The organism is Streptosporangium sp. NBC_01755, assembly GCF_035917995.1.
Classification (GTDB): Bacteria; Actinomycetota; Actinomycetes; order Streptosporangiales; family Streptosporangiaceae; genus Streptosporangium.
This window is the reverse complement of sequence record NZ_CP109131.1, coordinates 3,863,135-3,889,163: the sequence shown is the minus strand read 5'-3', so window position 1 is coordinate 3,889,163 and position 26,029 is coordinate 3,863,135. Positions and strand designations below refer to the sequence as shown.

Annotated in this window: 43 protein-coding genes and 1 pseudogene; 11 read left to right on the top strand and 33 right to left on the bottom strand. The window is 68.6% G+C overall.

The features are described from left to right. Positions 1-29: 29 nt before the first annotated feature. The 25 genes and pseudogenes from OG884_RS18405 to OG884_RS18290 form a co-directional block, all read right to left on the bottom strand. Positions 30-422, bottom strand: coding sequence for a hypothetical protein (locus tag OG884_RS18405; protein WP_326646599.1), 393 nt, complete (start codon positions 420-422; stop codon positions 30-32). A 32-nt stretch (positions 423-454) separates the two neighbouring features. Further along, complete coding sequence (locus tag OG884_RS18400; RefSeq protein WP_326646598.1) at positions 455-619, bottom strand: hypothetical protein; 165 nt, start codon at positions 617-619, stop codon at positions 455-457. Further along, positions 619-930: a hypothetical protein gene (locus OG884_RS18395; RefSeq protein WP_326646597.1), complete on the bottom strand. Its 312-nt coding sequence runs from the start codon at positions 928-930 to the stop codon at positions 619-621. The genes OG884_RS18400 and OG884_RS18395 overlap by 1 nt, the downstream gene beginning before the upstream one ends. 23 nt (positions 931-953) lie before the next feature. Beyond that, complete coding sequence (locus tag OG884_RS18390; protein ID WP_326646595.1) at positions 954-1,214, bottom strand: hypothetical protein; 261 nt, start codon at positions 1,212-1,214, stop codon at positions 954-956. A 5-nt stretch (positions 1,215-1,219) separates the two neighbouring features. Next, positions 1,220-1,375, bottom strand: a complete 156-nt coding sequence (locus OG884_RS18385; protein WP_326646594.1) for a hypothetical protein — start codon at positions 1,373-1,375, stop codon at positions 1,220-1,222. Continuing rightward, the gene (locus tag OG884_RS18380) at positions 1,372-2,160 is read right to left on the bottom strand and encodes a BRO family protein (protein WP_326646593.1); all 789 of its coding nucleotides are present in this window, start codon (positions 2,158-2,160) and stop codon (positions 1,372-1,374) included. Before OG884_RS18380 ends, OG884_RS18385 begins: the two co-directional genes overlap by 4 nt. Positions 2,161-2,243: 83 nt before the next feature. Continuing rightward, positions 2,244-2,369, bottom strand: coding sequence for a hypothetical protein (locus tag OG884_RS18375; protein ID WP_326646592.1), 126 nt, complete (start codon positions 2,367-2,369; stop codon positions 2,244-2,246). Between the two features lie 68 nt (positions 2,370-2,437). After that, the gene (locus OG884_RS18370; RefSeq protein ID WP_326646591.1) at positions 2,438-3,964 is read right to left on the bottom strand and encodes a DNA methyltransferase; all 1,527 of its coding nucleotides are present in this window, start codon (positions 3,962-3,964) and stop codon (positions 2,438-2,440) included. Between the two features lie 115 nt (positions 3,965-4,079). Further along, positions 4,080-4,283: a hypothetical protein gene (locus tag OG884_RS18365; protein WP_326646590.1), complete on the bottom strand. Its 204-nt coding sequence runs from the start codon at positions 4,281-4,283 to the stop codon at positions 4,080-4,082. Between the two features lie 21 nt (positions 4,284-4,304). Beyond that, positions 4,305-4,508, bottom strand: a pseudogene (locus tag OG884_RS37535) (HNH endonuclease); the annotation flags it as partial. Positions 4,509-4,615: 107 nt separating this feature from the next. Next, positions 4,616-5,053 (bottom strand): hypothetical protein, encoded by a 438-nt coding sequence (locus OG884_RS18360; RefSeq protein ID WP_326646589.1) that lies wholly within the window; start codon positions 5,051-5,053, stop codon positions 4,616-4,618. Next, the gene (locus tag OG884_RS18355; protein ID WP_326646588.1) at positions 5,050-5,664 is read right to left on the bottom strand and encodes a hypothetical protein; all 615 of its coding nucleotides are present in this window, start codon (positions 5,662-5,664) and stop codon (positions 5,050-5,052) included. Before OG884_RS18355 ends, OG884_RS18360 begins: the two co-directional genes overlap by 4 nt. After that, a complete protein-coding gene (locus OG884_RS18350) occupies positions 5,648-6,334 on the bottom strand; it encodes a hypothetical protein (protein WP_326646587.1) in 687 nt (228 codons plus the stop codon). Before OG884_RS18350 ends, OG884_RS18355 begins: the two co-directional genes overlap by 17 nt. Further along, positions 6,334-6,486, bottom strand: coding sequence for a hypothetical protein (locus OG884_RS18345; RefSeq protein WP_326646586.1), 153 nt, complete (start codon positions 6,484-6,486; stop codon positions 6,334-6,336). The genes OG884_RS18350 and OG884_RS18345 overlap by 1 nt, the downstream gene beginning before the upstream one ends. Next, the gene (locus OG884_RS18340) at positions 6,483-6,899 is read right to left on the bottom strand and encodes a MerR family transcriptional regulator (protein ID WP_326646585.1); all 417 of its coding nucleotides are present in this window, start codon (positions 6,897-6,899) and stop codon (positions 6,483-6,485) included. Before OG884_RS18340 ends, OG884_RS18345 begins: the two co-directional genes overlap by 4 nt. Next, positions 6,899-7,540 carry a hypothetical protein gene (locus OG884_RS18335; protein ID WP_326646584.1) on the bottom strand — a complete coding sequence of 214 codons (642 nt, stop codon included), beginning with the start codon at positions 7,538-7,540 and terminating at the stop codon, positions 6,899-6,901. Before OG884_RS18335 ends, OG884_RS18340 begins: the two co-directional genes overlap by 1 nt. Further along, the gene (locus OG884_RS18330) at positions 7,533-7,955 is read right to left on the bottom strand and encodes a hypothetical protein (protein ID WP_326646583.1); all 423 of its coding nucleotides are present in this window, start codon (positions 7,953-7,955) and stop codon (positions 7,533-7,535) included. The genes OG884_RS18335 and OG884_RS18330 overlap by 8 nt, the downstream gene beginning before the upstream one ends. After that, positions 7,952-8,206: a hypothetical protein gene (locus tag OG884_RS18325; RefSeq protein WP_326646582.1), complete on the bottom strand. Its 255-nt coding sequence runs from the start codon at positions 8,204-8,206 to the stop codon at positions 7,952-7,954. The genes OG884_RS18330 and OG884_RS18325 overlap by 4 nt, the downstream gene beginning before the upstream one ends. Beyond that, the gene (locus OG884_RS18320) at positions 8,203-8,511 is read right to left on the bottom strand and encodes a hypothetical protein (protein WP_326646581.1); all 309 of its coding nucleotides are present in this window, start codon (positions 8,509-8,511) and stop codon (positions 8,203-8,205) included. Before OG884_RS18320 ends, OG884_RS18325 begins: the two co-directional genes overlap by 4 nt. After that, the gene (locus OG884_RS18315; RefSeq protein WP_326646580.1) at positions 8,504-8,869 is read right to left on the bottom strand and encodes a hypothetical protein; all 366 of its coding nucleotides are present in this window, start codon (positions 8,867-8,869) and stop codon (positions 8,504-8,506) included. Before OG884_RS18315 ends, OG884_RS18320 begins: the two co-directional genes overlap by 8 nt. Next, positions 8,866-9,207, bottom strand: coding sequence for a hypothetical protein (locus OG884_RS18310; protein ID WP_326646579.1), 342 nt, complete (start codon positions 9,205-9,207; stop codon positions 8,866-8,868). Before OG884_RS18310 ends, OG884_RS18315 begins: the two co-directional genes overlap by 4 nt. Continuing rightward, positions 9,204-9,605 (bottom strand): hypothetical protein, encoded by a 402-nt coding sequence (locus tag OG884_RS18305; RefSeq protein WP_326646577.1) that lies wholly within the window; start codon positions 9,603-9,605, stop codon positions 9,204-9,206. The genes OG884_RS18310 and OG884_RS18305 overlap by 4 nt, the downstream gene beginning before the upstream one ends. Continuing rightward, positions 9,602-9,991 (bottom strand): hypothetical protein, encoded by a 390-nt coding sequence (locus OG884_RS18300; protein ID WP_326646576.1) that lies wholly within the window; start codon positions 9,989-9,991, stop codon positions 9,602-9,604. Before OG884_RS18300 ends, OG884_RS18305 begins: the two co-directional genes overlap by 4 nt. Positions 9,992-10,231: 240 nt before the next feature. Continuing rightward, a complete protein-coding gene (locus tag OG884_RS18295) occupies positions 10,232-10,465 on the bottom strand; it encodes a hypothetical protein (protein ID WP_326646575.1) in 234 nt (77 codons plus the stop codon). Further along, positions 10,465-10,752 carry a helix-turn-helix domain-containing protein gene (locus tag OG884_RS18290; RefSeq protein WP_326646574.1) on the bottom strand — a complete coding sequence of 96 codons (288 nt, stop codon included), beginning with the start codon at positions 10,750-10,752 and terminating at the stop codon, positions 10,465-10,467. Before OG884_RS18290 ends, OG884_RS18295 begins: the two co-directional genes overlap by 1 nt. Before the next feature lie 164 nt (positions 10,753-10,916). On the opposite strand from OG884_RS18290, the gene OG884_RS18285 reads away from it, so the two are divergent. The 3 genes from OG884_RS18285 (at position 10,917) to OG884_RS18275 (ending at position 13,654) form a co-directional block, all read left to right on the top strand. Continuing rightward, positions 10,917-11,474: a hypothetical protein gene (locus OG884_RS18285; RefSeq protein WP_326646573.1), complete on the top strand. Its 558-nt coding sequence runs from the start codon at positions 10,917-10,919 to the stop codon at positions 11,472-11,474. Positions 11,475-11,620: 146 nt separating this feature from the next. Then, positions 11,621-12,043, top strand: coding sequence for a hypothetical protein (locus tag OG884_RS18280; RefSeq protein WP_326646572.1), 423 nt, complete (start codon positions 11,621-11,623; stop codon positions 12,041-12,043). Between the two features lie 72 nt (positions 12,044-12,115). After that, on the top strand, positions 12,116-13,654 hold the full coding sequence (locus OG884_RS18275; RefSeq protein WP_326646571.1) for a recombinase family protein: 1,539 nt from the start codon (positions 12,116-12,118) through the stop codon (positions 13,652-13,654). On the opposite strand, the gene OG884_RS18270 is transcribed toward OG884_RS18275, so the two are convergent. Next, positions 13,535-13,837: a DUF4244 domain-containing protein gene (locus tag OG884_RS18270; protein WP_326646570.1), complete on the bottom strand. Its 303-nt coding sequence runs from the start codon at positions 13,835-13,837 to the stop codon at positions 13,535-13,537. The genes OG884_RS18275 and OG884_RS18270 overlap by 120 nt on opposite strands. A 782-nt stretch (positions 13,838-14,619) precedes the next feature. On the opposite strand from OG884_RS18270, the gene OG884_RS18265 reads away from it, so the two are divergent. Continuing rightward, a complete protein-coding gene (locus OG884_RS18265) occupies positions 14,620-15,198 on the top strand; it encodes a DUF4352 domain-containing protein (protein ID WP_326646569.1) in 579 nt (192 codons plus the stop codon). Between the two features lie 34 nt (positions 15,199-15,232). Here the strand turns inward: OG884_RS18265 and OG884_RS18260 are convergent, their stop codons facing one another. From OG884_RS18260 to OG884_RS18250, 3 genes are all read right to left on the bottom strand, one after another. Then, complete coding sequence (locus tag OG884_RS18260; RefSeq protein WP_326646568.1) at positions 15,233-15,484, bottom strand: GntR family transcriptional regulator; 252 nt, start codon at positions 15,482-15,484, stop codon at positions 15,233-15,235. A gap of 162 nt (positions 15,485-15,646) precedes the next feature. Continuing rightward, positions 15,647-15,955 (bottom strand): 4a-hydroxytetrahydrobiopterin dehydratase, encoded by a 309-nt coding sequence (locus OG884_RS18255; protein ID WP_326646567.1) that lies wholly within the window; start codon positions 15,953-15,955, stop codon positions 15,647-15,649. A gap of 21 nt (positions 15,956-15,976) precedes the next feature. Continuing rightward, positions 15,977-17,197, bottom strand: a complete 1,221-nt coding sequence (locus OG884_RS18250) for a hypothetical protein (RefSeq protein WP_326646566.1) — start codon at positions 17,195-17,197, stop codon at positions 15,977-15,979. 184 nt (positions 17,198-17,381) lie between these two features. Here OG884_RS18250 and OG884_RS18245 point away from each other — a divergent pair, with 184 nt between their 5' ends. The 7 genes from OG884_RS18245 to OG884_RS18215 all read left to right on the top strand — a co-directional run bounded on the left by OG884_RS18245 (position 17,382) and on the right by OG884_RS18215 (position 21,657). After that, positions 17,382-17,759, top strand: coding sequence for a hypothetical protein (locus OG884_RS18245; RefSeq protein WP_326646565.1), 378 nt, complete (start codon positions 17,382-17,384; stop codon positions 17,757-17,759). Further along, positions 17,756-18,175, top strand: coding sequence for a hypothetical protein (locus OG884_RS18240; protein WP_326646564.1), 420 nt, complete (start codon positions 17,756-17,758; stop codon positions 18,173-18,175). Before OG884_RS18245 ends, OG884_RS18240 begins: the two co-directional genes overlap by 4 nt. Then, on the top strand, positions 18,159-18,491 hold the full coding sequence (locus OG884_RS18235) for a hypothetical protein (protein ID WP_326646563.1): 333 nt from the start codon (positions 18,159-18,161) through the stop codon (positions 18,489-18,491). Before OG884_RS18240 ends, OG884_RS18235 begins: the two co-directional genes overlap by 17 nt. Beyond that, a complete protein-coding gene (locus OG884_RS18230; protein ID WP_326646562.1) occupies positions 18,488-18,817 on the top strand; it encodes a hypothetical protein in 330 nt (109 codons plus the stop codon). The genes OG884_RS18235 and OG884_RS18230 overlap by 4 nt, the downstream gene beginning before the upstream one ends. A 275-nt stretch (positions 18,818-19,092) precedes the next feature. Next, a complete protein-coding gene (locus OG884_RS18225) occupies positions 19,093-19,899 on the top strand; it encodes a hypothetical protein (RefSeq protein WP_326646561.1) in 807 nt (268 codons plus the stop codon). Continuing rightward, positions 19,856-21,193 carry a dTMP kinase gene (tmk, locus tag OG884_RS18220; RefSeq protein WP_326646560.1) on the top strand — a complete coding sequence of 446 codons (1,338 nt, stop codon included), beginning with the start codon at positions 19,856-19,858 and terminating at the stop codon, positions 21,191-21,193. Before OG884_RS18225 ends, tmk begins: the two co-directional genes overlap by 44 nt. After that, a complete protein-coding gene (locus tag OG884_RS18215) occupies positions 21,190-21,657 on the top strand; it encodes an NUDIX hydrolase (protein ID WP_326646559.1) in 468 nt (155 codons plus the stop codon). The genes tmk and OG884_RS18215 overlap by 4 nt, the downstream gene beginning before the upstream one ends. 329 nt (positions 21,658-21,986) lie before the next feature. On the opposite strand, the gene OG884_RS18210 is transcribed toward OG884_RS18215, so the two are convergent. From OG884_RS18210 to ssd, 4 genes are all read right to left on the bottom strand, one after another. Next, positions 21,987-22,616 (bottom strand): type II secretion system F family protein, encoded by a 630-nt coding sequence (locus OG884_RS18210; protein WP_326646558.1) that lies wholly within the window; start codon positions 22,614-22,616, stop codon positions 21,987-21,989. Between the two features lie 383 nt (positions 22,617-22,999). Further along, positions 23,000-23,704 carry a type II secretion system F family protein gene (locus OG884_RS18205; protein ID WP_326646557.1) on the bottom strand — a complete coding sequence of 235 codons (705 nt, stop codon included), beginning with the start codon at positions 23,702-23,704 and terminating at the stop codon, positions 23,000-23,002. Beyond that, positions 23,701-24,936 (bottom strand): TadA family conjugal transfer-associated ATPase, encoded by a 1,236-nt coding sequence (locus OG884_RS18200; RefSeq protein ID WP_326646556.1) that lies wholly within the window; start codon positions 24,934-24,936, stop codon positions 23,701-23,703. The genes OG884_RS18205 and OG884_RS18200 overlap by 4 nt, the downstream gene beginning before the upstream one ends. After that, on the bottom strand, positions 24,933-25,979 hold the full coding sequence (gene ssd, locus OG884_RS18195) for a septum site-determining protein Ssd (RefSeq protein WP_326646555.1): 1,047 nt from the start codon (positions 25,977-25,979) through the stop codon (positions 24,933-24,935). Before ssd ends, OG884_RS18200 begins: the two co-directional genes overlap by 4 nt. Positions 25,980-26,029 lie beyond the last annotated feature (50 nt).

The following is a 26,029-nucleotide window of genomic DNA, read 5'->3' as shown; positions in this document are numbered from 1 at the left end:
AATCGGGGAGATCCGGGACCGTGTGAAGTTCAGGCGGGGGAAGTGCTGGCCAGCCGGGCGAACCACACCTCACGGTCGGCTCGCTCCCAGCGGCGCATCAGGGTGCGCCGTTGCTTCCAGGTCAGCTGCACGTACCGGTCGTAGACGCCGTGCACGCGGGCCTCAGCGACGTGCCAGGTGGGGAAGTGGTCCTCCTGCGAGGGCACCAACTCCCCAACCGGATCCACGGTGTACAGGTCGCCGCGCGGGTACTTCGACGCGTAGAACCGGGCGTACTCGCGGTCGGTGGTGATGTAGATGCGGTCCTGGTGGACAGTCAGCGGGTCAACCTCGTGGGACTGCCCTGCCTTGTGGGCGTCGCAGACGTCGCATCCGTCCACGAAATGCGGGCGTCCGGGCACGACCAGGTCTCCCCGGTGCAAGCCAGGGACTCCGCCGTGAAAGTAGACCGGGCTCACGACTCGCCGCCGTCCGCGATCGAGTACAGGAGCGGGCAGACGAACAGCAGGACGCCGATGACCAGAGCCCACACGCCTGCCGTGTGACTGTCCTGGTAGAGGAACCAGGCGACGCCGAGAACGGCGAGGGTGGCGAAGATCAGAGCTACGACGCGAGCCATCAGGCACCCCCGCCGACGTGGATGGTGATGGGGGCGATCGTGTACTCGGTGGTCATCTCGACGCCGTCCTCGACGGCGTACAGCTCTTCCGGGCTGTCGTCGACAGTGATGTCCTGCGGCTGCCAGGCGAACTCAACGTCGCCGTCGTACTCGCCGTACTCTGCGGTCTCGACGAGTTCACGCGCCTCCCTGCGGGTGTCTCTCAGGGCGAGCGGAACGCAATACGCCGACACCAGCCACTTAGTGACCTCGACGGCGCCGGGCGGGATGGTGATGTGGAGCGGTTCCCGCTCAACACCGGACTCAGACATGGGGGTTGGTCCTTTCAGGGGGTTCAGGGGGTGGGGGTGGGGCGCGCCTTGACCGCAGTGCGCGGGACTCCGCCGTGCTCGACCATGTGGGCGGCGAGCCATTCGGCGTGCTCGCGGTCGTCGCACAGCACCCGGCAGTGGTCGCCCTGCGGGGCGGCTGTGCCGGGGATGTGGACGATGCGGCCGATGGGCTCGTACCGGTGCCGGTAAGCAAGCCACCAGTCGGAGCCCTGGCGTGAGGAGAGGATGACGATGTCCTTGACCTCGACGCACCACTCAGCCACGCTGCTCACCGCTGTCCCGGGCGGCGAAGCGGCGTGGTCTTAGCAAACTTCTCCAGCGCCTCGACAGCACGCGGGATCTGCGTCTCGGGGCCGTCGTTGAGCAGGCGTCCGGCGTTTTCGGTGACGAGGGGCTCCATGAACTGCGTGAAGACGGCCTTCATGATGCGATCTCCCCGATGGCGAACAGGGTGGGCTGGTGGTTGAAGTGCTTGATCAGCCGCTTGCGCAGCCAGTCGAGGCCCTCGGGCGTGACCCGCGTCGTGGGGTCGGTCTTCGACGCCTTGCGCGGGATGACCTTGAAGTAGCGGTCCAACTCCTTGAGCTGGTACGGCGTGTTGTTGTCCTTGAGGACCTTCACCTCGTCGCTACGCAGCAGGTCGAGGAAGTTGTTGCGGCCCAGACCGCCGGTGATGCGGGAGAAGATCTGCGCCACGGCTGCCCAGTCGAACGTGCCGTCGGCCTCCATCAGGTCCGCGTACGCCTCCGCCAGCGGGAGCAGCGCATCCCGCTGCTTCTCGGCGAGGGCGCGAGCCTCAACCTCGTCGGCAATCCGGCGAAGCGCTGCCGCGTAGTCCTCGGGGATGGCGGCCTGCTTCGCCGCCTCGATGGTGTACTGGCCGGTCTTGCGGAGTGAGGGCAGGACGTCTGCGGTCACCCACTCTTGGAACTGGTCGGCGACAGCCGTCTTGCTCCGCATGATCAGCCGGTACAGGCCCGGCTCGGAGATCAGAACCGTCTGCGGATCCAGCCCCAGGTCAGCGAGGGGGAACGTTTCGTTACCCCCACGGTGACGTGCGGGAACGTGGTCCTTGATGGCCTTGCGGGTGTTGACGTAGGCGAGGATCGTCGCGGCGTCCTTGCCGACGAACCAGGGCTCGCCGTTGATCAGGATCGAGCGGATGTCCTGACCGGTCACGGGGAAACGGAACAGCTCGATCTCGCTCACGCCGCCTCCCCGGGGACGATCTCCCGCAGGTCCTCGTCGGCGTAGACGCTGTACAGCTCGTTCACGGGGAATCTCCGATCGGGTTAGAGGTGCGGGGGTGCGGAGTCGTCAGGAGCGGCGAGGATGAACAGCCCGTCGGGCTCCTCCGCCTCGTTGGGCTGCGCCAGGGGCTCTTCGCCGGGCTCCTGAAACTTGGGGAACGGGACCACTGGGGTTTCCCTTCGGGGTAGGTGGGGTGTCGGCCCTGCACCCCCGAGAGCGCAGGGCCGACACAAGGTCAGAGGATGGGGAGTTGTAGATCTTTGGACAGCCGATGCATGATCAGCGGCAGGTAGTCGGCCTCCTGCTCGATGCCGATCGCCTGGAAGCCCTCGGCGAGAGCAGACTCCAACGTGGTGCCAGATCCAACGAACGGATCGAGAACCACCCCGCCAGGCGGGGTGATGAGGCGACACATCCATCGCATGAGGTTGAGGGGCTTCGCGGTGGGATGTGCGATGCTGCCAACCTTCGGCCGTTCGCTGGCGGGGGCTTTGGCCTGGTAGCGGAACGTCGGGTAGAAGCGGGACGCGCCACCTGCATCAGCGCCTCGGGCTGGTACACATTCCTGCTGGCCGGTGAAAGTGCCGTAAGCGTCGCGGAACTTATCGGAGTTGCGGCGGGTGGGGTTGGCGCCGGACTTCAGGACCCCGCTCTGCCGGTCGAGCTCACCGACCGGGCAGTCCGCCTCACACCCCTGCCCCTCGACACAACCCGCCGAATGGGAAAAGACCACGTTCGTCGGCCACCGCCCGGCCGGGTCCCCGCCGCGCACGCCGGGCAGCGGGGCGAAGTTCGTGCCGCCCTGATCGGTGTACCGGCGTTCCTGTGACTTCTCGCCCACGCGCGGCCGAGACTCCCCGGTCGGCTCGACCCGGCACGCCGCGATGTTGAGGGCGCCCGTGCTGTACGCCACCACCGTGGCGGCGACCGTCCCCGCGAGCGGCTTTCGGACCAGCCACCAATGCTCTGAGCCCGGCTTGAGCGCCGTCCCCCATCCTGACCATTGGCGTGCTTCGTCCGTCGCTGGGGCAGTGATGTCGTAGGTGCCGTTACTAAGCCCTGTTATCTGCACAGCAGACTCACGGCGGATGCGATACCCCTGAGCCACGACCTCACGGTCATCCCATGCTTCGCCCGGCTGCCCTTTGCGCCCGTTGAGACGCCACACCTCAGCGTCCATGTCATCGCCGAACCCGAGCAGCCCCTTCAGCTTGAGCCACTGCTCCCAGTTCGGTACGGCCGGGCTCTCTTTGACGGTGGACCAGCGCCACGCCATGCCGTTGGTGCCAAACGCGGCGTCGATCTCGGCGATGGTCGCACCAGAGGAGAGGCGGGCCTGACGGACGAACGCGGTCACAGCGACGATGGCGTCGCGATCGTTGCGCTGCCGATCGATCGCCTTGCCCACGTCCAGAGACTTGGGAAACCCCGACCCGTAGATGTGGACGATGCAGTCGCGGATCTCGAATCCGGCGTCTTCCAACGCGGTGGCGGTCCAGTGGGAGGTGCGGGGCAATGCCCATACGAGGGCGTGGCCGCCGGGCTTGAGGACCCGGCGGGCTTGCTCCATGACCTCAGTGAGCCAGGCGATCCACTGACGCCGCCCGCCCTTGTCTCCATCCCAGGTGCGACCCATGAACGCGATTCCGGCGGGCGGGTCGGTCACCATGGCGTCGACCGACGCGTCGGCCAGCAGCGGGAGGATCTTCTCGCTCTTGCCGTGGTACAGGGTCACCGCAGCGTCCTCGTAGTAGGGCTTCATACGGGCACGTCCATGTCCGGCGGAGACCCATACCTCGGGTCCGCGACCTGCAAGGCGAGGTCCACGTCGCAGATACCGCACCGCTCCCCATCAGCCGGCGGGGCGAGGCACTCCGTCATGACGTCACCTCGCCCAGCTCCGCCGGATTGGCCCCGTACTCCTGCGGGGTTATCCATCTGCCGTCTTCGGTGGGGTACATCCAGCCCACGCCGGCGACCGCGACTGGCTTGTCCGCGGGGTCGAGGCCGGACTCGACGAGGTAGCCGAGTCGGTAGGAGGCGGCCCGATGCTGCTCGACCCAACCGTGATCGCCGGTCACTCCGGTACCACAAAGCAAGATCAAATTCTCTGCGGTGTTGCCTCCACCACGCCCCCGAGGAAGCCGATGGTGAAGCGAGTCCTCATCCCGCGGGGTGGGCTTCCCGCACTTCACACACCGGTTCCCATCCCTGGCCTCCACCAGGGTGCGGAGCTTCGTCGACGGCCCCGTGTCCGTGGTCGGGAACTTCAGGTGCCACCCGTTGCGGCACCGCTCCACCCCCATCGGCAGGACACGAGACACCCCGAGCGACACGATCCGATCCAGACGCCGGCGGGCCTCAGCCTCGTTCGCGAACGTCTCCCTGCTGCAGCAGGCCTGCACGCGGGTCTTCATCGGCCGCCGCCGCGGTAGGTGTCGTACATGGCCTTGGCGTTGACGTTGAGGGACCGCATCAACTCCACCTGGGCTTTGACCTGCCAGGCGTAGTCCACGGCGTTGGCCCGCAGAACCTTCGCCTCACGCAACTCCCAGTACTCCTCGGAGATACGGACCGCGAACCAGTCGTCCAACTGCTTTTGGCTCACCTGGCCGGTACGGCGCCCCACCTCAGGGGCTTGCTCCTGCATCAGCAGGATCGTGCGAGCCTCCAGGTAGCGCCGCTCAGCGCCCAGTTCGGCTTCGCGGGCCCGCTTCACCGCAAGCTGGGAGCGGCCCAACTCGTTGTTCAGTCGCCTCAGGAACACATCGGTGTCGGCCGGGGTGAGGACCACGTCCTCGGAAAGGAACTCGAAGCTGCCTGACTCGGCGCGCTGGAAGACATCGGTCATGACTCACCGCCCGGGGCGCCCTCGATCGCCGGCCGGATCAGCTCTGTGATGGACAGCTCTCCGGACTGCCAGGCGGCGGCGATCTGGTCGCGGCCGTTCGGCTTGCCCTTCTTTGCCGTCTCGAACGTCAGGGCGAACGCGCCGGTCGGGTCGGACTTCACGGTTTCGGAGACCTTCACGACCTCGCCGGTCGTCTCCGATGCCAGCTCCCCTGACTCGTTGACTTCGGCCAGCAGCTTCGCCCGGTAGGCGGGGCGGACCTTCTGCCGCATCAGGTCCGGGTGGAGCTTACGGACGTAGGCGATCACGTCCGGGCGCGACAGGGCCGACGGCGAAACCTCGGCTTCGATCTCCTCCGGCTGGTTGGCGAGCACCCACTTCAGCAGTGCCGCCTCGTCAACCCGAATGCTCTCCTGACCGGCCTTGATGGAGACCTTCCCCACCGCGGCGCCCGAGGGGAGAGCCACCTCAATCTGTGTCGCGCCGCCCGCACGGGCCACAGCGAACAGCTGCTCAGCCTCACCGCGGGCGTCGGCCAGCGACTTGTTCACCCGCTTCGCCAGCGCGTCCAGGACCGCGACTCGGAGCGCGGCCTCACGCGGCGTCGTCATGCGACTCCTCCGGCTTCTCCGCCATCGCCTCACGCAGCGCGGCAGCCAGAGCGGCGGGCGGGTCCTCGGCCTTCGTCAGCGGGTCCAGTGCCCCGATGAGCTGCGATGCCTGGGCGTTCGTCAGCGCCTTGGTACTGGTGACCTGTACGCCGATCAGTGCACCAATCGTCATCAACCCCTCATCGCGCCCAGCGACGCCGAGCGTCGCGAACTGGGCGGCGAGACGGGACAGCAGCGCCTTCGTGACGAGCTGCTCACCCGGGTCCTTCACCTCAGGCCAGCCCTGCTGGTCGGGCGGCCCGTACTGCGCCTGCCGCTCGGCTTCCCGGTTGCGAACCTCCAGCGAGGTGGCGATGCCCTTCTTGGCGTCGGCGGCGAACGCCGCGACCAGGGCGCGCCCCCACGCTGACGTCTCGGCGTTCATCAACTCCGAGTTGCGAGTGAAGTTCGTGAGGCCCGGGAACGGCTCCCATGCGGTCCCAATGCCCGGCTTCGTGTCCTCCGGGGTGCGGTAGAACGCGGCGACGTAGACGATGAACGTCTTGTCGCCGATCGTCTCGATCTTGTAGGGGGTGGCGGGGTCGAGCGGCTGGAGGATGCCCTCAGGGTGCTTCTTACGGGCCTCAACGATCCGCGCCGCGACCTCGTTGTAGTCGGAGTTGATCGCCATCAGGTGTTTTTCTCCTGCTCGTAGGTCTCTTCGTCTTGCGGAGTCATCTCGTCCTCGGCGGGGTTCCGCGGGTCACGAGCGACCGGGATGGGGTGCGGCTCGCCTTGGGCGAGGTAGGCGCTCATGGCGTCCTCGTCCTCGTCGTGGTTCATGCCGCCCCCTGGTGGAGGCGGCGCACGAGCCGGGTACGGCCGACCGGTACGTCCATGGCGTGGGCTCGGACGGCGACGTCTTGCCAGCGGATGTACAGGCCGTCCCGCAAGGTCGGGGTGACGCGCAGCACCCGGACGGGGCGGCCGTCGTTCCAGCCGGGGCAGGACACGATGTCCCCCGAGCCGAGACGGCAGGCAAAGCACGCTTCCCGCAGGAATGCCTCGACGTCGGCGCGGGTGAACCGGCGATGCCCGCCCTCGGTCAGTGCTGACGCGGTGATCAGTCCGAGGGTCTGCCAGCGCGCCACCCGGCGCGGAGTGACCTCCAGCAGGGCGGCAACCCCGCCGGAGCGCAGATGCGTCACACCCTGCGGCCAGGAGACCGTGGCGGGAAGGACAGCGGGGGCGCCCACTACTGCTCACCGCCCTGCACAGCGGCGGCCCTCGCCTGGTCGTACTGGGAGATGCCCCACACGATCCCGTGGAGAGCCCACAAGAACCACCAGTGGTAGTCCTTGAACTCCCACTCCCCGGTGTCCTGGAAGCGGAAAGGCTCCTCGGTATCGTCGCCAAGCCAGAACTCGAAGGCGTCCACAGCGGCGCGCGCGTCGTGCTCGTACTCGGTGTTGTAACTGGCGAAGAAGTCGTTGACCGTCTCGTCCCACGCCTTGGTGACCCCAGGCCAGTCGGCCTCAGCCTCCTTGAGCTCCTCGGCGACCTGCTGGTCGAACAGCTCCTTCGAGTACTTCATGACGCTGTCGCGGTCGCTGGTGAGCTTCCCAGCCCAGTAGACCGCGTCGATGTGGAGCGACCCGTCCGACCAGAGGCCGGAGCGGAAGAACTCGAACATGTCGTCGGTACGGCTGAACACGAAGCTTTCGCCGTCACCCCGGAAGATCAGGGCGTGCGGAACGGTGATCAAGTCGAACCAGTAACGACCATGCTTCGGGCTCTTGAACCGCAGGTGCCGGTACAGGCCGTCGTCGTGCTTGATCTCCATGACGTGGGTGGCGGTCTCGCGCTTGAAACGCTCCGCGATCTCCGTCTCAGACATGCGCGGGCTCCTCGGTCTGCTCAGGAAGGGAGAGGGTGCCCTCGACGCGGACACCGACGGCGGTCCACCTGGTGGCGCTGTAGTAGGTGAGTGCCTCGTAGCGCACGTAGACGACGGACGCGGAACGCAGGGCCTTCGCCGCCGCGTGCCAGGCGTCCCGGTCCAGGCGGTGACGCCCGTTCCGGACCCCGGTGAGGGACCCGTACCAGCCGACGTTCCACCCCCACCCGATCGCGGAGTTGTCGCCGGGAACCACCACGTAGTACGGGATGTCGGGAAAGCCGGGCGTGTACTCGCGGGTCCTGTCCGGGTGGTGCACGCGGGCCAGCGACCCCGGCGGCAGATGGAGCACAGCCACCTCAACCGCCGACGGGCGGGCCTCCACGACGAGGCTGGACACGGTCAGGGCGCTCACGCGACCACCCGCGCCTCAGCCTCATCGAGCAGCTTGCGCCCCTCGTTCCACGCGGCGCGGGCATCGGCGTCCCACATCCCGTTGGCGGCGGTGATCACCGCCTGCTCCGAGGTCAGCTCAGGCTGCCGGCGAGCGAGCACAGCGGCGGCCATGATGACGCGGTCATGCGGCACGTCACCTAGGTAGACGAGCACCTGAGCGACCGCAGCCAAGACACGGTCAGCGGGTTGCGGGGCGGCTTCGGTCCTCATGCCTGCTCCTCGTTGGTCTGCTCGGCGCGGTATTCGGCCTCGGTGGCGTCGCGCACGGTCGGGATGGCCGGTAGCGGGAGGGTGCGGACCCGCCGCAGCCAGGAGCAGATCGTGGCGACGACGGACGGGTCCTGGTTGGCGAGCCAGCCCAGGAGCTCGTCATCCCAGTCACCGACCTCCATGCCGCCCATCTCGCGCAGCAGGGCGGTGCGGCACGCGGCGGTCAGGGACTCGCCGGGGGCGGTGCGGATCGCGTCCCACGGCTCGGTCTCGATCGGCCCCTCGGGGATGCGGATCTCAGGCATCAGCCACCGCCAGGGCCTGCTCGGCGTCGAGCTCGGCGCCGTCCGCCTCCGTGAGCCCGACCCACACCCGGATCCGCGCGCCGAGGTACTCGGCGTCCACGCCAAGGCGCCCGGCGTGGTCAGGGGTCGGGTTGCAGTAGCGGTGCACCTCGGGGGTGGCGTCGAGGACCTCCGCGTAGCGGGTGATGGCGGCCCGCCGCTCGCTGAGCGGCGGCTGGTGGTCGGGCTGCCCGCTGAGCAAGCCCGTGTAGAGGCAGAGGGTCCAGGTCGCGCCCGGCAGGTCCTGGCCCAGCAGGTCAAGGAGCGCGCGGGCCGCGACTTGCTGGGCGGTCACGGTGAGGGTGGCGGTGGGGGTCATGCCTGGTCTCCGCTCTCGGTGGTGGTGGTGTTGGCGGCGGCGCGCATCTGCGCGACCATCTCGACGCGGCTGTAGACGGTGGTCCACCGGTCCAGCGCCTTGGGGTCCTCACCCAGCTCCCGCCGGTACTCGCCCAGCACGTCCAGAGCGTCGACGGCCAGGTGGTAAGCGGCAGACCGGTCGCGGGGCAGCAGCTGGTCGGCGGCAGCGAGGACCGTGTGGGTGACGTCCACCGATGTCACCCGGGCGGCCGGGTACTCCTCCAGCCGGATGGCGGCAGCGGCCAGGACCTGGCGGGCGGCCAGCATCGTGACGGCCTCCAGGGCGGGAGCGCTCACGACTGGCCCCCGTCCTGGGACTCGGCCAGCAGCGCCGTCAGCGGGGCGATGGCCACCTCGGGCCGCACATCGTTGCCGTCGACCACGCCCCACAGCTCCGTGATGGGCAGGTCGCCGTCGTCGGTCGCCGGGTACCAGAGCCACTGGTCCGGCTCGCTGCCGAGCGACGCCGCTCCCAGGCGCTCGGCGACCGCGACCGCGCGGCCCTCGTAGGACACCGGCAGGATCGGCTGCCAGCTGGTGACGTCGCCGTACACCGGGCGCCCGTCCGGGGCGGTGGTGAGCTGCTCGCGGTGGCCCAGCAGCACGACCCAGGCCAGAGGCAGGGTCGCGCCGGTCGGCACGAGCAGGTCCAGCATGCAAAGCGGCAGGCGCACGGTGATCGGGGAGTCGCTCATGCCCGGCCTCCGCCCTGGGCGGCGAGCGACGCGAGACGGTCGAGCTCCTCGACGGCCTGCGCCGCCTCTCGGAACCCGTCCCGAGCCTGCGCCAGCAGCCCCGCCGCGTCCGACGCCTCGAACACCGCCTGCCCCTCCAGCGGCAACACCCCGTCCGGGGAGGCCAGCAGACCGCAGACCGGTGTCTCTTCGGTGATGCCGTAGGTGATTGTGTTGGCCGTGGAGGCGATCGCCTCGACCGCCTCCGCGAAGAGGCTGAACACGAGGCGCCGCTCAGCGGGCTCGATCGTCAGCGTCGTGAGCCGCTTCGCGAACGCGGCCAACTCCTCGGCGGTCATCACGGCGACCGACGGGGCAACCGCCGACGCGTGGGTGATACTGGTCATGACTTGCCTGCTCTCTCTTTCACGTCTCATGAGCGGGTGGGTCGGCGGGTCCTGGTCGTGCCATCGGCCAGGCCCGCACAAGGTCAGGCGACGAGGACGTACTCCACGAGCTCGTCGTCGCGGTCCTCCTGGAACCGGGCAGCCAACGCCGTAATCCACACGTCCGCGTAGCCAGGCGGCGCAGGGCGGAAGAACGAGCTCACGGGGTCTCCTCGGGGTGCTCCTTCAGCGGTTCGGGGGTTATGCAGCGCCCTGGAGAGGCTGTGTGTGGGTTTCGGCGCGGAGCTGGCGGATGAGCGCGGCGATCTCCTCGCGGGAGGGTCCGCCAGGGACGTAGGCGCGCTCAGCGGCTTCCTCGGGGGTGAGGGAGTCTCGAACTCCTCGGGCCCGGCCGAGGATGCTTGCGGCGCCGCCGATGGCCTGGTCGTAGAGCGGGCGCTGTTCGGGGCGGAGGATGTCGCGGTAGGCCGACATCAGCGTGTCCCTGAGGGAGCGGCGTCCTGGTCGTCCGGCACGTCCGGAAGCGGGCCGCACAGGTCCTCAGGCTCGACTCCGAGCGCCGTGGCCAGCACCCGGAATCGGGTCACGGTGGGACCGAAATGGTCGGCCTCGTAGCGGGACAGGGTGCTGTGGTTGATGCGCAGACCCGCCTCCTCGCAGCGCTTGGCCAGCTGGGTCAGCGTGAGGCCCTGCCTTTCCCGGAAGTGTCTGGCGCGGAGCCCGTTGAAGGGGAGGCTCAAACTGCGTGTTGCGGTTGCCATGTCCGAAACGTACCGCACATGTGCGGTGCACCGCAACAAACCGCACATCTCCGCACATGTCCGTAACTGGACGCGACTAAGTCCTGTCAGAAACCCCTTCTGATCTGGGAATGTGCGGTACAGTGCGCACAGTGCCGCACTAGACGCCCCGCGGAGGGCCGCCGATGAACAGCACCAGCGAGGCCGTCCAAGCCCTCGCCGCCCTGATGGAGCAGCGACGTAAAACCCTGCGCCTGCAGTGGGAGGAGATCGCCGCTCGGGCGCAGATCAGCACGACACACCTGCGGCGCTTCCGGAACGGCGGGGCCGGCATCAGTGACATCGTCGAGGCACGCCTCGAAGAGGCCCTCCAGTGGGCGCCCGGGTCCATCCAACGCACCCTCGCCGGCGGGAACCCCACCCCGTTGCCCGGCGAGGGCGGATCCCTGATGGAAGCGGCCGCGGCGAGGGCGGCCGGGCTTCCCAGCGTGCAGGACTACTCCCTGGGGGAGCTCGAGGAGGCGTATCGCACGCTCAGCACCGCGCAGCTCTTGGCGCTGCTCGCCGAGAGTGAGGCGGGGATGACGCAGGAAGAGCGGGCAAAACTGGATCGGGTGACAGAGCAGGAAATGGAGGAATGGCGTCGCGCCCAAATTCGGCGACGCCTGATTTGGGGCAAGCTGATGAGAGGGGATTTGGCGGATCCGAAATCCTTGACGGATCAATCAGACATGAGCTCTTAATGTAACCCGTGCCCCACTGTGGGTAGCGTTCCCTGCGTGAAGCCCCGAAAGAACCACGGGGAACATGTAACCCACCAAGCACACTGAAGCGTCCACAACTCACCGAAAGGCACAGGAGTAGCATAAGAGCAACGAAAGGGGAATCCGTGACTCCGAAAAGGGCCACACGGATCGCCATCACACTGGGAGTCGTCGGCGGTATCTATACAGTCGGCGCCCCACACGTACTACCGCCTGAAAATTTTGACCTTGCGTTCTGCGGCGCCGCAGTTGTAACCGTAGCCGGGGCCACAGGCATCGGAATTATCGCCGCCCTACAGCGCATCACCGAACGCCTGGATCGCCTCAACCAGAGCGTCAACAACAACACCACCAAGATCATCACCCGTCTTGATGAACACGCGAACCGAACCAACACCCATGTGGACAAGGCCACCGACCGACTCGGCACCCAGCTCACCAACGAGCGCGAGATCCACATCGCACGCACCGGCATGCTGCGCGGCATGGTGCTGGCTCTGAGCGGCGGCGACGACCCACACAACACCAACTCTCACCCCTGGGCCTAGACCCGGACGGCCGGCTCGTATCCCTGCTACGAGCCGCCCGGGACCCCCATCCCCAACCCCACGGGAGCCCGCATGCCCCCGCGCACCACCACCCCCGCTGAGCCCATCCCCGCGATCGGCTACATCCGCGTGTCCATGCTTCAAGAGGAGCAGATCTCCCCCGACATCCAACGCAACGCCATCGACGACTGGGCTCGCCGGCAGAACCGGAAGATCGTCCGCTGGATTGAGGACCTCGACGCCTCCGGAAGAACCTTCCACCGCAAGATCATGGAAGGCATCGAGGCCATCGAAGCCGGAGCCGCCGTCGAAATCGTGGTCTGGAAGTACTCCCGCTACGGGCGCACCCGCACCGGCAACGCCGTCAACCTCGGCCGCATCAACCGCGCCGGTGGCGAGCTCCAATCCGCCACCGAGGAAGTCGACGCCCGTACCGCCGTTGGCAAATTAACTCGCGGCATGCTCATGGAAATCGCCGCCTTCGAAAGTGATCGCGCCGGTGAACAGTGGGCCGAGGCGCATGAAAACCGACGAGCTCGCGGCCTGCCCGCCAACGGCCGCCCCAGATTCGGCTACGTGCTCCGCGGCCGCGTCCCTGACCCGCTGCAGCCCAACCGGACCATCCGACAACCAGATGACGGTGACGAGCGCTACGAGATCAACCCCACCGTCGGACCGATCCTGGCCGAGGCGTATCGCCGCTACATCTCCGGCGCCAGCAGCCGGGCGCTGGCCGGCTGGCTCAATGAGCTCGGCATCCGGGGCACACGTGACCAGCAGTGGTCCAGCGGCGTACTCCTGCGCACTCTGGACAGCGGATTCGGCGCTGGCCTGATCCAGACCCATGACCCGAACTGCACATGCCAAACACCCTCAGGCTGCCCGACCACGATCCACATCCCGGGAGCCCACACCGCCGTGATCACAGAGGAGGAGTGGCAGGCATATCGGCGCCGCCGCCGCCGCGTCAAACGCACTGCGCCACGGGCGCGGGTCACGCTCTACCCGCTCTCGGGACTGATCCGCTGCGGCCACTGTACGGCGACGATGACGATCGCAACGCAGCGCGGCGTGGTGGGCGCCCGCTACTTCTGCGGGGCGTACATGCGCAAGAAGCTATGCCGCTCCCGCAGCGTACTTCGGCTGAGAGTGGAGGCCCTCGTGCTCACCCAGCTGATGACATGGGCTGATGACATCGAGTCGCGCCCCGAGGCGGCCCCTGTACGCCCCGCGGAGGCGCCTGGGGACATCCAGGCCTTCGACGCGGAGATCGAGCGCCTGGACGCGGCCCTGGACCGTCTGACGCGCAAGCTGGCTATGGACCTGGTCCCCGAAGACACCTACGGGCGGACCCGCGACGAGCTCCTGGCCGAGCGAGCAACCGCAGCAGCCCGACGCGAGAGGCTCACCCGGCCCCAGGCCTCGACCCCTCGCACGTTCGTACCCATGCTGCGCGCCCTGGGCCGGGAGTGGCCGACCCTGGAGGCGGCCCTACGGCGAGAGATGACGGCGGAACTGATCGCCGAGGTGAGGATTTTTCGCACTGACACGAAGGTCGCATGGGTGGAGATCGACTCCGTGTGGGGCGAGACCTCCAAGATTGCTTTTTGAGTACCGTTTGCAAGCGTTTCTGAAGAGAAGGGCGGCGAAGGCACAGGCGGCGATCGTTCCGACCGCGTACTCGGCGGTGGACATGCCACGGTCGCGTCGCGCGCCGGTGGTCAGCAGCGCCCACCGGGCACGCAGCCATCGCAACCGATCACGTCGCCCACGAATCGCGCTCGTTCGAGCCATCCGCTCCTCCTGGAGATCCCTGCCTGACCCACCGCCCGGCATCGGTGACACCAGGGTTCTCCATACGCCTGCGGCCCCATCGATCCGAACGTCATTCTGTGGATAACGCCGTAGGCCCGCCCCTCAATTGGGGATACCGCACTCAGGCGCCGGGCGGTGCGCGCGGGTCGGCGTGACCCCGCACGAACGCGAAGATGATCCGTCACCCTTCGTCGGTGATGGCCCGCCGCCCTTCCGCAAGGAACGTCGAACTCTCCATAACCAGGGAAAACGTGGCACAACGCCAAAGCGCGCAACGCTCCTTCAACCGGAGGAAGCCACTTCAGGCCCTAGATGGCGAGATTTCAGGATGCTTGTCCACAGCCCCTATCGATCTTCTGTGGATAACCCGGAGATTTGAGGAAAAACCTGTGGATAACCCAAGGAAGCGGCAGCCGACGTGACCGCTTGACCTGGCGGCACTCACAAACAGGCGAAGAATCGCAGGCCATGTCATCCAGGCGAATGCTCGGGACGTCTCTTACACATCCCCAGCCCCAGGAGCCACGATGGCAAACCCGTACAGCCCGCAGGATCCACGCCAACAGCACACGCAGCCCTATGGGCAGCCACAGCACCTGCCCACCGGCTACCCCCAGCAGTACCCACAGCAACTGTACGGCCAGCCCTACCCCCCGCCTGGCTATGGATATGGGGGCCCGCCACCGCCCAAGCGCAGCAGCCAAGGCCCCGTGTTCTGGCTCCTCGTCGTCTGTGCTCCCGTCCTGCTGCTATTCGGGTGCATGGCGGCCGTCGTCAGCGTCGGTGGCGACACCACGGTAACCACGCAGTCGGACCGATCCAGGGCCGCACAGAAAGGCCAAGGCGGAGCTGTACAGCCAACTCCCGTCGAGACCAGCCAGGAGCCCCAGGAGGAAGCGCCTACCCAGGAGACCAAGCCCTCGGCCGCGGCCGTCGGCGGCACAATCACCCTGAAGGGGATCGAGTCCGAACTCCAGGTCGCCGTAACCCTCGAAAAAGTCGTCGAAAACGCGACTCCGAAGAACGACTTTCTCAAGCCGAAGGAGGGCAACCGCTTGTACGCCGTCGAGCTGATCCTCAACAACACCGGGTCGGCGGCCTACAGCGACAGTCCATCGAATGGCGCCCATCTGATCGACGCTGAAGGCCAGCAATACCGATCAACGTTCGGTGACGTACAGGAAGGCGTGGCGTTCAGCGGATCGGTCACCATGAGCGCCGACGACAGCCGTAAAGGCATCATCGTCTTCGAGATACCGAAGTCCACGAAGATCAGCAAGTTCCAGTTCGCACTGAACAGCGGATTCGCCGACCACAAGGGCGAATGGCTAACCCAGTAACTCGCCGAAGACTGCCTTCGCGACGCGTCGCCGATCAGCCGGTTGGTGGGGCGTCGGTGCGTTCGACCACGTAGATGCCCATGCCGGTGACGGTCTCGACCAGGCCCTCGTTCTTGAGGACCTGGACAGCCTTGCGGAGGGTGTCCCGAGCGATACCGAACTCCGCTCCCAGCTCCACCAGGCTCGGGATGCGGCGGTCGGGTGGGATCTCACCCGACGCGATTCGCTTCCGGATCGCGGCGGCGACCTGCTGGTACGGCGGGATGGCCCCCTCCCTGTCGATCACGACCGGAGATTAGGGAGCTAGCGTAGGCAGGCCATAGCTACCCCAGAGGGCGGCCAAGGTAGTACACCTCACATACGGTGCGATCAAGCGCGGCGGCAGGTCAGCTTCCCATTCCCAGACGTCCGCTGCCGCGCTCGAAGCGCACGCAGGGAAACCGTACGCTCAGACCCCTTCGGCGCCGTGGCCGACGGCGATCGCGTCAATATGGCGGGCAAGCTCGAAGTCCTTGGCCGTGAGGCGGTCTCCGGCGTCATGAGTGGTGATCACGAAGCGAATCCGCTGCCAGGTGATGTGGATGTCAGGGTGATGGCCGACCTCGCGAGCCTTAGCTGCGACATACATAGCCAGATGTACACACTCGTGATATGTGTGCTTGAAGTTGCGGACGATGGCGTGATCCTCGCGCTCCCATCCCGGCAGCCCGGCCAGATGGGCAGCGATCTCCTCTTCGGACAGTGGCTGAGGGGTCATCGGCATCTCCAAGTCGATGGGTTAGGCGAACTGAGAGATGATTTCAGTCAATTCCCGGCCAGGCGCGGTACCTGCCCAGGCGGTCGCTCGTCGCGGAATGGCCTTGAGCTCCTGGCGCAGCCTCGCCGATCCGGTGCCATCGACGATCGACGCAGTAACTGACGCGATCTGGACGACTCGCTCCGGTTCAGGGACCGCAGCCAGAGCGCCTGCCTGGCGTGCCCAGAACACACCGTTGTCGCGCCGGGCCGACTCCGGCGCCGTGCCGAGAATCCTGTCCCAGAGCGCGATGGCTTCACGGTATGCGCCCAGCCGGATATAAGCGGTCGCTCGCTGGACGTCGATGTATCCGAGGGTCCGGCGACAGGCATTGCCCCACGGATGTTCGTCGTCGACACGATCCACAAGATCGGCGGCCTGGTCCAGCAGCCGGTCGACCAGATCTTTGCTCTTCACCTGCAGCATCGAATGACCATGCGCTTGGTGGACCAGAGCGAGGATCCGTACCTTCGGACACAACTTACTCTCGTCGGCCATGGCCGCCTCGGCGTAGTCGACAACTGTACGCCCGTCCTCCAGGTCGACCGCAAGCATCGCCTTGTTGGTGAGGGCGTAGCTGATGAGCTGCGGATCCTGAGAGCGATGGGCCATGTCCAGGGCGAGGCTTCGCCAGAGCCCAGAGTGCTTGAGGTCTCCTGCGTCCTGGTACAGCCAGCCGAGCAGGGCCGCGTAGGCGACACCGGCGCCCAGCAGGCCGCGACGCACGGGCGCGTCGGCCGCTTGGGCAAGTTCCTTGATGAGCTGGGCCTGGGTCGCGACGGTGGGGATGAGGTGACGAGGGCCGAGCCACATGTCGGCTTTGTAGTGGCCGGGAAGCTGTTCGAGGAAGTACATGACGAGCTCCGGAGCTACGGGGCCATGGTGGGGCGGATAAGGCGTGGGGTCGATGGTACTTATGTCTGTCTCTACGGCGTCACGGCGCTGCGGCTCCGCTAGGCCAAAGAGATCAGCCTCCTCAAGACCGAACACCCGGCAGTACAACAGGCGGTAGGGATCCTTGGGTTGGTGTTCGCCAGCTTCCCAGTTCTTGATGTTCCGGATGATGCTTTCGCGCGCGGGCAGGCGGCTCCGCATCTCCCCGCTGGCTGCCTCAACAAGCTCGCGCGCCAGATCGCGCTGTGACCAGTCGCGCTCACGTCGTTCGGCTCGTAGCCGTGCGGCCCATGGGGGAACTTCGGGCATCGCAATGCACCTCTTCGCGGGCTGGGGAACCACGCCTTTCCCTCAGTTTCCCCCACCGTCACCTGTTCGTGCGCGGACTTAACGCGTTGTGATGGCTACATCTCCACAACCACGGAAACGTCGGAGCCCGCCACGGCATCGCACGCCGGGACGGGCCCCTTGATCAGGAAGGGACTCCTGACCCGTGAGCAAGATTAGGACCATTCGTATCCGCTGGAAAGCAGATGCCCCGCCGCTGCCGCTGGGCTGCCGCTGGTGTGGACACGCTCCCTATGCCCATGACGCATCCACTCTGCCGCACCGCCGCGACCACTGCTGGGAACAGCCCACGCCCCGGCAGGTGTGCGCCCGCATGGCCACCCGGCGGCGCCTTGGCCTGTGCCGCCCGTTCCCGGCATCGGCACGCCCGCTGAAGGTCCACCCGCCCATCGTTCCCGCCCAGACGCGCCCCGTCCATCACGCCCAGACGATGACGGCCCCCGCCACCCACGGCCGGGGCCGCGCGCCAGACACCTTCCCGCAGCGCCGTTACGAGCCGCACCAACGGGAGGTCCTCGCATGAGCGCGCCCCCAGAGGGCGACGCCCCCACAAACAGGCACGGCGGCAGTCCCGCTTCCCAGACGATCGCCACCGCGCCGTCGATCGCCGTGCAGTACGCCGAGGACCTGGCCGCCGTACTGGCCGAGATTCACCACATCCGCGCGGACGTCCACGAACTCGCCTCCGGCAACGCCATCGTCTCCGTCCACTACGGACTGCTGGCCTACACCGACGGTGAGCGGTTCTGGTGGACCGGCCCCGAACTCAACCACGCCGGCAGCCCGCTGCTCAGCTCCGAGCTGACACTGCTCGCGGCTGCCAGACAGCTCGCCGAGCACCACGCCATCCTGCGCGCCAAAGACGCCGCAGACCTGCTGCGTGGTGGGCTGCCGCTACTGGCCGACGTGATTCTGGCCGAGCATGTCGACCCGCGCTGACGCCGACGCGGCCCGAGCCGCCCAGCAGGTACAGGCCCACGCGCCCACCTGGCTGGTCATGTGGAGCCTGCGCCACCGGCGCTTCGAGGCCTGGCAGTGCACCGACCCGGCGCGCTGCCGCACTGTCTATGCGGTCAGCGCCGCCGAGTTGTGGGATCGCATGCAACTGGTGGAACTCGAACTCTGGTGGACCCTGCCTCCACGCGCCGTGCAGCCCGCCCCCGCTGCTGACGGCCGCCTGGGTTCGCCAGAGGCCGGGGCCCCGGGACGCATCCCGGGACCACGCCCCCACCCCGACGAAAGGACTCGGCCGTGATCCCGCCCTACGGCACGCCAGCGAGTGACCGGCTGAACGCGGTCACCCGGCAGGCCAGCGCCATCACCGCGCTGAAAAGCCTGCGCACCGAGTTGCACACCCACCGGATCTACCCGGAGATCTCCTACGACGAGGGCCAGCCCCGGCTCGTGGTCATTGCTGAGCTGACCGTGTGGGCCGACCGTGCCGGAACCGTCTTCTGCTGGGGCGCCGTCCACCTGGAGGAACCCGCTGACCATGCTCCGGTCGACGACCTGGGGAAGGTCGCGCACCGCATCGCCGCACGACTCGGGAAACACTACGCCGAGCCGGTGACCCCACCATGAGCCGGCGCGGCGGCACGGCGACCAGCCTCCCGTGCCGCCGCGCCCCCTACTCCCCGCGGGCGGCGGTGCACGACCAGGGGCCTCTCGCGGGGCCAGACCCCGCCGGACGACGATAGGGCGGCGCCGGTCATAGCGGCGCCCCCACCAGGAGCAGTGGGAGGGCCGCTCAGACCACAGAGCCAAAGAAAGTGATCACGCCATTCGCCTGCAGCACCGCGCCGAGTCCTGCATACGGTGGCGCGGACGTAATCGATATTCGAGCCGAAGGGGCCGCCATGACCTGGCTCATGCTGGACCATCCCGCCTGGGACCTCGACGCCGGTGCTCCAGTCAGAGGTCTGCGCACCCCCGAAGGGGTGTGGGTGCTCAGCTGCTCACCCGCCCGCACGACCACGCTGATCCGCGGGAGCGGCGCCGCTCCCGTCGTCGACGTCTACGACCCGGCTGCCCTACCGGAGGGCAGGGTGCCTGACGGCCTCGCCGCCGCTCTGGACCGGCTCGGCCAGGTCGAGCGAGTCCGCACCCCTGACCTGTGGGAGGCGCTGGCGACAGCGATCATCCGGCAGGTGATCCGCGCCGGCCAGGCCCGGAAGATGCACCGCGTGTTCCGGGCCGCCGCCGGCGAGACCGCCGGGCCCACGTGGCTGATCCCCACCGCCGAGCAGACCCTCGCTCTCGACGCCGAGCAGTTCACCATGCTCGGCATGGCGTTCAAACGCCGACCGCTCCAGGCCGCAGCCACTGCCTACCTGGCCCACCACTCCGAGTGGGCACAGCTCCCCGCTGACGTCCTGGTCAAGGCCCTGCAGTCGGTGCCGCGCATCGGCCCGTGGACCGCAGGTGCCGCCGTCGCTGACTACACCGGCGACTTCTCCCTGTACCCCTACTCCGATCTAGCCATCCGCACCTGGGCGGCGCTCGCCGACCCGGCCATCACCTGGCCAGCCGACGAACCTATGTTCGCCGGCCTATGGCGGGAGCTGGCCGGACCATCCCTGTCCACCCTGACCGTTCTCACACTCGCCTGGGGAGACCACCATGCTCACCACGCACGACCCGATCATGGGAGCTCGCACGACTGAACCACTGGATCTACTGCTCGTCAACGCACCACTGCGCGACTACGTGGTCCGTCCCCGCATCAACGACTACACCTTGCCCGTGCTCGGCATGGCCTACATCGCTACCTACGCCGCCACCCAAGGGCGCACCGTGGCTGTCCTGGACGCCGAGGCCCACGGCCTGCCCGTTGCCGACACCATCGCCCTGATCAACCGAACCGCACCCCGCTGGATCGGGTTCAACCTGCTGGCCCCTACCTACGAGCTCACAGCGACGATCGCCGCCGCCCTCGACCCGCACATCCGCATCATGGTCGGCGGCCACCACGCCAAGGCCATGCCTGACCGCATCCTCGCGGATCCACGGCTGACCCTCTGCGACGCCCTGGTCATCGGGGAAGGTGAGACCCGCGTCGTGGAGCTTCTGGCCGATCACCGCAACCGGGCCAGCCTGCCCGGCGTCATGTGGCGCGACCCCGTCATGGGCACCCCGGTCACCGGCGGCCGGCCCGGCACCAGTCGATCTGGGCGCCGACGACGCGGCCCTGCGCGGACGGGACGAGTTCAACTTCTCTTCCGGCCTGCAGTTCGGCGAGGCCACCGAAGAGGAGATCCACCACCACCTCACCGCTCTCGCGCGTCACCAGCACGCCCGCGCCGCGCGGAGCGCCGCCTGATGCCCGGATTGTTCGTCACCCTGGACGGGCCCGGCGGTGCCGGCAAGTCGACCCTTGCTGAGCTGGTCACCACGCAACTCATCGACTCCGGCCTGCAGGCGGTCGCCACCCGGGAGCCGTCACAGTCGCTGATCGGGCGGCTGGCCCGCGAGCACACCGCGACGTTCTCCGGGCTCGCGCTGGCGTGCCTGGTGGCCGCCGACCGTCACCACCACCTGGCCACCGAGATCCGGCCCGCTTTGGCCCAGGGAGAGATCGTGGTGTGCGACCGGTACGTGCCCGCCTCCTACGTACTCCAGGCCCGCGACGGTGTCCCACTGGACTACATCCGCCAGCTCAACGCACCGGCCGACCGGCCAGACCTGGCCGTCCTGGTCACCGCCACCGCCCCCATCCTGGAACAACGACTCACTGTGCGAGGCGCGCACTCGCGATTCGAGCACGAAGGTTCCAGCATCGCCGAGGCCACCCTGTACGAAGACCTGGGCGACATCCTGGCCGCCGACGGGTTCGCCTTCCACCGGATCGACACCGGGCATCTATCGCCGCAAGACGCCGCTTCGGCTCTCACCAGCCACATCCTTGAGCTATCGTCGCGGGCGTCACACTCGCGCCGGGAAAGGCCCCCGCCCCCATGACGACGACACAGCGCCAGCAGGTCACCGTCGATGTGCACATGATCCTGCAGCGCGACGACCACATCCTGCTGTGTCTGCGCCAGGGCACCGGGTACGCCGACGGGCTGTACTGCCTGCCCTCCGGCCACCTCGACCCCGGCGAGACCGTCATCGACTGCGCGATCCGCGAGGCCCACGAGGAGACTGGGGTCGTCATCAACCCAGCTCACCTGCGACCGGCCACCGTGGTTCACCACCTGTCCCCAGAAGGACGGCCCCGGGTCGGGTTCTTCTTCGTCGCCGACACCTGGGACGGCGAGGTCGTCAACGCAGAGCCGAACAAGTGCGCCAAGATCGAGTGGGTGCCCGTCGACATTCTGCCGGACAACACCGTGCCGTACACCACCGCCGGCGTTGAGCTCTATCGCACGGGTACCGGCATCGGCGTGCACGGCTGGCCCGGACAGGTGCCCACCGACTCCTAGGCGGGCCGCTCCAGCTGACTGGATCCGCTCATCCGGCGCCATCTCGGCGTACAACAAAAAGATGGCCCGGCTCTCCGAAGAGAGCCAGGCCATCTCGTGTTCCGCAACGCATGCGACCGCGAGGTCGAAGCCGCGTCCCCAGCTCCCCCGAACTGAGGACAGGCACTCTACCTGCACAGGTAGCCCTAAGTGCTGCTACCCGCACTGACGGCAGCGCCATCACCCGGGCGAACCCTCCGGCGACCGCGAGCGAGCCCGCGACCCAGGGCAGTGCCTCCGGGATCCCGGAGGCGTTAACGCCGTGATGGCCGTGGCCTTGGTGACGGTTGTCAGGGAAGGAGCACCTCGCCGGCGAGGCCGGCCACGACGGGGATGATGCCCAGGAAGACGAACGCGGGCAGGAAACAGAGCCCCAGGGGAGCGACGGCCTGAACGCCGACCCGTTGGGCGGCCGCCGACGATGCGGCGCGGGCGGCGCGGCGGGAGTCGTCGGACAGCCTGGTGAGGACGTCGGCCACCGGTGCACCACTCGACGCGGCCCGGCCCATGGCGCGGGCCAGAGGGGCGAGTGAGCGCTCGGAGGCCAGGGCCTGCCAGGCGCCCTCCGGTGCGGCTCCCAGTCTCAGCTGGCCGCTCACCCAGGCCAGCCTCTCGCCCAGCGGTCCGCCGATCGCCTCCGCCGTGACCTCGACGGCTCCGGTGATCGGCTGGCCCGCGCGCAGGCAGGCGACCATGAGATCGGCCGCCAGCGGCAGATCCGCCGTCAACCGTCCGCGTTCCTCGCGCAGCTCGGGTGACTCTCGCCTCCGCAACACCGCCAGCGCGATCCCGGCACCGGTCACCCCCGTGACCGCTCCCGGCAGACCCCCCACGGCCAGGAACGCCGCCAGCCCCACGGCGAGGGCCGCCGCGATCTCACCCCGACTCGGCCGCCGCCCTCCCTCCGGATCATGAGCCATCCCGGCGAACGGGCCACGGGCCGTTCCCGCAACCGGATCCCGAGCCGTCCCCGTGGACAGACCCCGGCCTATCCTCGCAACCGGGTTCCGAGCCGTCCGCACAGGCAGACTCCGAACCATCCCCATGGACGGATCCCGAGCCGCTCTCACAGGCGGATCCCGAAGCGTTCCCGCGAACGAGTCTCGAACCGTCCCCGTAGCCGGGAAAAACGTGGGTGCTTCGGCCTTCGGAAACTCGGCCGGATGTGCTGAGCGCCGTGCGCGGCGGAGCCGGTCGGCGGGTTCGCGCCGGGCGATCCACAGCCGGGCGGCGATTCCGGCGAGCAGCACGGCAAGCAGAGTGATCACTTTCTCTCCTTCTCGCGATCCGGACCACTGGGAGGTCAGCCCCGCTGTGCCCGGGTGACCAGGCGATGGGTCCACCACAGGCCACAGGCGTCGAGTGCGAGGCCGACGACCAGACAGCCGACGCCCGCCGGACCGCCGAACAGGAAGTGCAGCGGGCGCATGCCGAGACCGGCCGCCATCAGCAGGCCGAGGACGGGCAGACCTGCCAGCAGGCGGGCCGTGGCGCGGGGTCCCGCGAGTTGGGCGGCGACGTCCTGGCGATGGGTCTGAGCCTCTCGCAGGGAGGCGGCGACACGATCGACAAGGACGGCCAGGCCCGCCCCCGCTGTCACGCTCACCTTCCAGCAGGCGGCCAGTGCCCGGAAGGCCTCGCCTCCCTGCTCCGGCGCCACCGCCAGTAAAGCGGCGGGGACGTCACCACCGTCCCTCGCGGCCGCGACCAGCGGGCGCAGAGCCTCGGGATCGGGAAACCCCGCTGCCCGCACGGCCCGCGCCAGCGCGTCACCGGCCGTCCGTCCCGCCGCCAGTTCGGCGGCGAGGCCCTGGCACAGCTCGATCGACGCGACCCGCCAGGTCGCCGCGCGCCGGGAGGGCCGCGAGTGAGCGGCGAACCTCTCCCGCAAAGAGGGCGAGGCGACCGGGCCTCGACGGCGCAGGCGGCCCAGGCGGGCGGTGCCGGGATCCGCACCGGTCCACAACCATGCCGCCAGGGTGACGAGAACCAGGGCGGCTCCCGTCATGCCGCCGACCGTGACATCGACGGATAGGGCCTGCGGCGGGGAGTCGGCGAGGCGGAAATGCCAGGGGCTCGGGCTGCGAGGGCGGGCAGGCCGGGGCCGGGAGTCGCCTGACCGTCCGGGGCGAAGGTGAGGGCCGGTTCGGCCTCCACCAGCCCCGAGGGGCGGCGGATCATCATGCAGATCTCGGCGACCCGGCGGCGCCCGTCGGCATGATCGCGAGCGAGGTGGATGACGACGTCCAGAGCCGCGGCGATCTGGCTGTGGACCGCCTCCCTGCTGAGGCCCGCCGCGCATGCCAGTGCCTCCAGACGGGGCGGCACATCGGTCGCGGTGTTGGCGTGCAGGGTGCCGCAACCTCCCTCATGACCGGTGTTTAAAGCATTTAGAAGATCAACTACCTCCGAACCTCTTACCTCACCGACGACGAGACGGTCGGGGCGCATCCGCAGGGCCTGACGGACGAGGTCATGCAGGCCGACGCCACCGGCGCCCTCCAGATTGGCCGGGCGTGCCTCCAGGCGGACGACGTGGGGATGTAGCGGTCTCAGCTCGGCCGAGTCCTCAACCAGCAGCAGCCTTTCGCCGGGGTCCGCCAGGGAGAGCAGGGCCGAGAGCATGGTCGTCTTGCCGGTCCCGGTGCCACCGGTGACCAGGAAGGCGAGCCTCGACTCGATCACCGCGGTGAGAACGGCGACGCTTTCCGCTCTGATCGCACCCGCCTCGACCAGATCGTGAAGGGTGAAGGTGCGCCGGGGCGGGAGTCGCAAGGACAGGCAGGTGCCATTGGGTGCCACGGGCGGAAGGACGGCGTGGAGCCGGACACCTCCTGCCAGGCGGGCGTCGGCATAGGGGCAGGCGTCGTCGAGGCGCCTGCCCGCGGCGGCGGCGAGACGTTGCGCGAGCCGCCGGAGCGCGTCTTCGCCGGGGAAGACGACCGAGGTCAGGCGCAGCCCGTGCCCGTCGTCGACCCACACCTCACGCGGGCCGTTCACCAGCACGTCGGTGACCTGGTCCTCGGCCAGCAAGGGCTCCAATGGCCCCGCTCCGATGAGATCGGCGCACAGGACCCGGGCCACCGCCAGGATCTCCGCGTCGCCGAGCATCGCCCGCTCGGCCCGCAGCGCAACCGCGACGTGCGCGGCACTGGGCTCGACTCCCGTCCGGGCCAGCCGTACCCGGACCGCCTCCACCAGCTCCGGCGAGACCGTCACCGCGCTCTCGGCCCGCCTCACCTGTCCGACCCGAGCAGCTCGTGTAGGAAAGCGGCGCAGAACCGTCCAAGAGAGGTGCGGCGGCCGAGCGGGGGAACGTCCCCCCGGTCGAGTGCGGCGGCGAGACGAGGCTGGTCGGGGAGGCTACCGCCGTGCGGGACACCGAGCGAGCCCGTCACCACGTCGTCGGTCAGGACCCCGCTGCGCACAACGGCACGCACCTCACCGGTGTGCTCGCGCAAGGAGACGAGCACCTGTGCCGCAGCGAGCACGCCACGCACGTCGGCGGTGACGACCAGGAGGGTGGTGGTGGCCCGGCCGAGCGCCTCCACCGCGGCCTGGTCGAGCTGGCGCGGCAGGTCGACGACCACCAGATCGAAGCCCCTGCGCCCCGCTTCGAGGACCGAGCGCATCGCCTCGGCCGGGATCGGCTCGATCTCGCCCCGGCTGAAGGAGAGCAGGGCCAGTCCTGCGAAGGTCGGCAGGGCCGCCTGGAGTGCTGTGCAGCTGACCCTGCCCTCGCGGGCCACCAGGTCCGACCAGCGCGCTCCGTCGGACTCCTCCTGGCCAAGGAGGAGATCCAGACCTCCGCCAAGTGGGTCGGCGTCGACCAGGAGGGTGCGGATGCGCCGACGGGACGCGGCCAGCGCCAGCGAACCGGCCAGGACGCTGGCCCCCGCTCCGCCGCGCCCGCCCGCGACGCACACCACGAATCCGGGCTTGGCGGGCGGCTCGACGACGTCGGCGAACTCGTCGACCAGCTGACGCTCCGCGGAGGGCAGCTCCAGCACGGCCTGGGCACCGACCGCGACGCACCTGCGCCACGTATCGGGGTCGTCGCGGGTGCGGGTGACCAGGAGAACACGGTGGCGAGGCGGCGGTCCGGTCGAGGCCAGGGCGTCTGCCATGTCATCACCGACGACGACTAGCGGAGCACGGTTCCAGTGCGGCCGGGCGTGTGCGGGCGCGTGGGCGACGTCGAGCTCGATTCCGGCCGCGGCGGCGACACGGAGCAGGTCATCGAGCAGATCATGGTCTTCGGTGATGACCAGCGGGCGGTCCACGGATACCTCCTGGGATGCGGGGACCTCACTTTCCGCGACGGCCCCCCATC